Origin of the sequence: Caldicoprobacter sp. (assembly GCF_047459465.1) — a bacterium.
In the GTDB taxonomy this organism is placed as follows: Bacteria; Bacillota; Clostridia; order Caldicoprobacterales; family Caldicoprobacteraceae; genus Caldicoprobacter.
The window spans coordinates 1-4,189 of record NZ_VSCO01000149.1; the positions used below are offsets into that span (position 1 = coordinate 1).

At 44.9% G+C, this 4,189-nt stretch carries 8 protein-coding genes and 1 other annotated feature; all 8 genes read left to right on the top strand.

Annotated elements, in window-relative coordinates; genetic code table 11:
* The first annotated feature begins 254 nt into the window (after positions 1 to 254).
* Positions 255 to 404 (top strand): 50S ribosomal protein L33, encoded by a 150-nt coding sequence (gene rpmG / locus FWJ59_RS08310; RefSeq protein ID WP_414481478.1) that lies wholly within the window; start codon positions 255 to 257, stop codon positions 402 to 404.
* Between the two features lie 35 nt (positions 405 to 439).
* Positions 440 to 679, top strand: a complete 240-nt coding sequence (secE, locus tag FWJ59_RS08315; RefSeq protein ID WP_414481484.1) for a preprotein translocase subunit SecE — start codon at positions 440 to 442, stop codon at positions 677 to 679.
* Positions 680 to 716: 37 nt separating this feature from the next.
* On the top strand, positions 717 to 1,241 hold the full coding sequence (nusG, locus tag FWJ59_RS08320) for a transcription termination/antitermination protein NusG (protein WP_414481479.1): 525 nt from the start codon (positions 717 to 719) through the stop codon (positions 1,239 to 1,241).
* 13 nt (positions 1,242 to 1,254) lie between these two features.
* The gene (gene rplK, locus FWJ59_RS08325; RefSeq protein ID WP_414481480.1) at positions 1,255 to 1,680 is read left to right on the top strand and encodes a 50S ribosomal protein L11; all 426 of its coding nucleotides are present in this window, start codon (positions 1,255 to 1,257) and stop codon (positions 1,678 to 1,680) included.
* Positions 1,681 to 1,732: 52 nt separating this feature from the next.
* A complete protein-coding gene (rplA, locus tag FWJ59_RS08330; RefSeq protein ID WP_414481481.1) occupies positions 1,733 to 2,422 on the top strand; it encodes a 50S ribosomal protein L1 in 690 nt (229 codons plus the stop codon).
* A gap of 24 nt (positions 2,423 to 2,446) precedes the next feature.
* Positions 2,447 to 2,586, top strand: a sequence feature (ribosomal protein L10 leader region).
* Between the two features lie 30 nt (positions 2,587 to 2,616).
* Positions 2,617 to 3,138 (top strand): 50S ribosomal protein L10, encoded by a 522-nt coding sequence (gene rplJ / locus FWJ59_RS08335; RefSeq protein ID WP_414481485.1) that lies wholly within the window; start codon positions 2,617 to 2,619, stop codon positions 3,136 to 3,138.
* A 67-nt stretch (positions 3,139 to 3,205) separates the two neighbouring features.
* Positions 3,206 to 3,586: a 50S ribosomal protein L7/L12 gene (rplL, locus tag FWJ59_RS08340; RefSeq protein WP_414481482.1), complete on the top strand. Its 381-nt coding sequence runs from the start codon at positions 3,206 to 3,208 to the stop codon at positions 3,584 to 3,586.
* A gap of 361 nt (positions 3,587 to 3,947) precedes the next feature.
* The coding region (locus FWJ59_RS08345; RefSeq protein WP_414481483.1) for a hypothetical protein at positions 3,948 to 4,189 on the top strand (242 nt) is incomplete at its 3' end.

Consider the following 4,189-nt stretch of genomic DNA (forward strand, 5'->3'; position numbering starts at 1 on the left):
AGGGAAGGCGGCAGGACGGTAGGCGCTGGTGCTGTAACCAAAATCATCGAGTAATCTTGAATGTTTGATAGCACGGTTTATAAAAGCGCAGGCAGTTGCCTGCGCTTTTATTGTGAACCATCGAAAGGAGCTGGTTTTGAGCTGAAAATTCTCCAAAGCTCATTGACAAGGGTTAAGTTCGTATGGTAAATTAAAATAGTATTGATTTACAAGGGAGTAGACGGCTGAATATAAACTAAAGCGAGGTGTAGGGGATGCGAGTAAATATCACGCTGGCTTGTTCGGAATGCAAGCACCGAAACTATAATACCACAAAGAATAAGAAGAATGACCCCGATAGATTGGAACTGAGGAAGTACTGCAAATTCTGCAAGAAGCATACCATTCATAGAGAGACCAGATAAGCGTAAGATGACAAAAAAGGGTTAAGGGTGTGAAGATGATGGTGAGAAGTACCCGAGATAAAGCCGAGACCAAGGCGGCTGCTCGAAAAAACATATTTAGTAAAATTGGCAGGTATTTTCGGGATGTTGTTTCAGAAATGAAAAAAGTATCTTGGCCCGACCGTAAGGAGTTGGTGAAAGCTACTATTGCAGCACTAGTATTTATTGTGCTTTTTGCAATAGTTGTGGGGATAGTGGACCTGATCTTAGGCCAGCTCCTTAAACTGATTACCTGATGTAAGGGGGCTAAATTGAAAAGGAGGCCCTTGGTTTATGAGCGAAAAAGAGCAAGCAAAATGGTATGTGGTTCACACTTACTCAGGGTATGAGAACAAGGTAAAGGCTAATATCGAGAAGATGGTAGAAAGCCGCGGGATGCAGGATTATATACTGGAGGTAAAAGTTCCCACCGAAGAGCAGATTGAATACAAGAATGGTAAAAAGAAAGTTGTTAGCAGGAAGATATTTCCAGGGTATGTATTGATAAAGATGATTATGACCGATGAATCGTGGTATCTTGTTCGCAACACCAGAGGTGTCACGGGCTTTGTGGGTCCTGGTTCCAAGCCCATACCTCTTACTCCTGAAGAGGTACGCATGATGGGAGTAGAAGATGTGCCCATCAAGCTTGATGTGGAGGTAGGCGATAACGTTCGCGTTACATCAGGGCCGCTGGAGAATTTCATCGGAGTGGTTGAGGAGATTTATCCCGATAAACAAAAGGTAAGAGTTTTAGTTTCTATGTTTGGCAGGGAAACCCCCATAGAATTGCGATACAATCAGATACAGAAGATTTAAGGAGGTGTAAGAGATGGCCAAGAAAGTGGTAGCTATGGTGAAACTGCAAATTCCTGCCGGGAAAGCCACTCCTGCTCCGCCGGTTGGACCAGCTTTGGGACAGCATGGCGTTAATATAATGGCGTTTTGCAAGGAGTTCAATGAGAGAACTGCCAAGCAGGCAGGGTTGATCATCCCGGTTGTTGTTACTGTATATCAAGATCGTTCGTTTACCTTTATTACCAAAACGCCGCCTGCGGCTGTTCTGTTAAAGAGAGCCGCCGGTATTGAAAAGGGTTCTGGTGCTCCCAACCGTGAAAAGGTGGGCAGAGTGACAAAACAGCAGATCAGGGAAATAGCTGAGCTTAAAATGCCAGATTTAAACACGTCGAGCATTGAGGCTGCTATGAGCATGATTGCGGGTACTGCCCGTAGTATGGGCATAATTGTAGAAGATTGATGAAAATTGTGGGAGGGAGATTTCCCGCCTAATACCACAAGGAGGTTGAGTCATGAAGAGAGGTAAGAGATATCAGGAGCTTTTGAAATTGGTGGACCGTACTAAGCTGTACGATCCTGAAGAGGCGGTAAAGCTGGTAAAGCAGACTGCCAACGCAAAGTTTGACGAGACTATTGAGGTGGCAGTGAGATTAGGGGTTGACCCTCGACATGCTGACCAGCAGGTGAGGGGTACAGTGGTGCTACCCCATGGTACCGGCAAAACCGTTAAAGTGTTGGTATTTGCCAAAGGAGACAAGGCAAAGGAAGCTGAAGAGGCGGGCGCCGATTACGTGGGTGCAGAAGAGCTGGTGGCGCGCATTCAGAACGAGGGCTGGTTGGACTTTGACGTGTGCGTTGCTACTCCGGATATGATGGCTATGGTGGGTAGATTGGGACGAATTTTGGGGCCCAGAGGTTTGATGCCCAATCCCAAGGCTGGTACGGTAACCATGGAAGTGGGCAAGGCCGTGCGGGATATCAAAGCAGGTAAGGTAGAATACCGCGTGGATAAGGGAGGTATTGTGCACGTAGCCATTGGGAAGGCATCTTTTGAGGAAGAGAAGCTGCTTGACAATTTGCGAGCTTTGATGGAAGCCATCATAAGAGCCAAGCCCGCGGCTGCCAAGGGGACTTATCTGAAGAGTATAGTGCTATCCAGCACTATGGGGCCTGGAATTAAGGTAAACCCCATGAAGTTCTAGATGTTTTAAAAACCGAAAATAAAATATCATTTTGGAAACTTACCGCAGACAGTAGGTGCCTTTGAGCTTAAATGTGTTTATACAGCCTACCGAGGTAAGGTAAAGGGACGGGTATATACTGCCCTCTTACTGTATCGCGGTAAGGGGGCTTTTTAATTTTGCTTACCGCCGCTTTGAAGGAGGTGATACAGGGGATGCCAGTTCGGGAAGAAAAAGCTCAAATAGTAGCCGAGATCAAAGAAAGGCTATCAAATTCAAGCAGCGCCATTCTGGTGGATTATAAAGGCCTTACTGTGGAGGAGGTCAATCAGCTCCGTAGGAAATTCCGCGAAGCGGGGGTAATCTACAAGGTATACAAGAACACCTTGATAGAGATTGCAGCGCGCGAGTTAGGATTGGAAGGTTTGGTTCCCCATCTGGAGGGTCCTACGGCCATAGCCTTTGGCGTGAAGGATCCGGTGGCTCCAGCCAAAATCCTGTCGGATGCTATGAAAGAGCTCAATAAAATGGAGTTTAAGGTTGGAGTGGTCGAGGGGAAAGTAATCGATGTCGAAGGCATCAAGGCTTTGGCCAAACTTCCATCCAGAGAAGAGCTTATTGCCAAAATGCTTGGCAGCTTGAATGCTCCCATTGCAAATCTGGTGGGAGTGCTCAGTGGCCCGATGCGGGCACTGGTATATGCTTTGAATGCCATTAAAGCGCAAAAAGAGGCTTAAACAAAAAAATACGCTGATTTACATCAAAAACAAGTCAATTAAAAATTTTTACGGGAGGTAGTTGAATATGGATAAGAATCAAATTATAGAAGCCATTAAGAATATGAGCGTTTTGGAGTTGGCAGAGCTGGTGAAGGCTTTTGAGGAAGAATTTGGTGTTAGCGCAGCTGCGCCGGTGGCTGTGGCTCCTGTTGCCGGTGCACCCGGTGCTGCCGCTGCTCCAGCGGAAGAGGAGAAGACAGAATTCGATGTTATCCTTACTGAAGTTGGTCCTGAAAAGATTAAAGTTATTAAGGTGGTGCGCGAACTGACAGGTTTAGGCTTGAAAGAGGCCAAGGATTTGGTAGAGAGCGCACCCAAGCCGGTTAAGGAAGGCGTCAGCAAACAGGATGCCGAGGCTGCCAAAGCCAAGCTCGAAGAAGTTGGCGCCAAAGTTGAGATTAAATAAAACGGCGGCAGAATGAAAAGGGACTCTAAACCGAGTCCCTTTTTTATTTAAATTTTAATTTTATCCCGTTGACATCTACCCAGAATTATGATAACATTAAAAATTGCATTAATAGGCAGGGAGGTCATGATTCGCTTACTTTTTTATTCTACCTTTATATTTTACACCGAATAGGGTATAAATTTCAAGGGAATAATTTATGATAAGGCCAGTGTTGGTTTGCGGTTGTATAAAAACCGAAAGGGGCCTTTTTGTCATTTTTTATTTTTGATTCCTCTTAGGTTAGTTTAAATTAAGGATAGATTGCTATGAGGGGGGCACATTTGTCAACCTTTTTAATAAATTTAAGGGGTGAAAATTTATGGTGCGTCCAGTTCAGATAGGAAACAGGATAAGGATGAGCTATTCTCGAATTGATGAGGTACTGGATATTCCCAATCTTATTGAGGTTCAAAAGAATTCGTATCAGTGGTTTTTGAAGGAAGGTTTAAAAGAGGTATTTGAGGAAGTTTCGCCCATTGTCGATTATACTGGAAATCTGGTATTGGAGTTTGTAGATTACAGGCTTGAGAATAATCCCAAGTACTCGGTACAGGAGTGCAA

What these genes read in the sequence shown, in the direction of transcription:
- rpmG (WP_414481478.1), top strand. Translation starts at nt 255, where the DNA reads ATGCGAGTAAATATCACGCTGGCTTGTTCGGAATGCAAGCACCGAAAC.
- secE (WP_414481484.1), top strand. Translation starts at nt 440, where the DNA reads ATGATGGTGAGAAGTACCCGAGATAAAGCCGAGACCAAGGCGGCTGCT.
- nusG (WP_414481479.1), top strand. Translation starts at nt 717, where the DNA reads ATGAGCGAAAAAGAGCAAGCAAAATGGTATGTGGTTCACACTTACTCA.
- rplK (WP_414481480.1), top strand. Translation starts at nt 1,255, where the DNA reads ATGGCCAAGAAAGTGGTAGCTATGGTGAAACTGCAAATTCCTGCCGGG.
- rplA (WP_414481481.1), top strand. Translation starts at nt 1,733, where the DNA reads ATGAAGAGAGGTAAGAGATATCAGGAGCTTTTGAAATTGGTGGACCGT.
- rplJ (WP_414481485.1), top strand. Translation starts at nt 2,617, where the DNA reads ATGCCAGTTCGGGAAGAAAAAGCTCAAATAGTAGCCGAGATCAAAGAA.
- rplL (WP_414481482.1), top strand. Translation starts at nt 3,206, where the DNA reads ATGGATAAGAATCAAATTATAGAAGCCATTAAGAATATGAGCGTTTTG.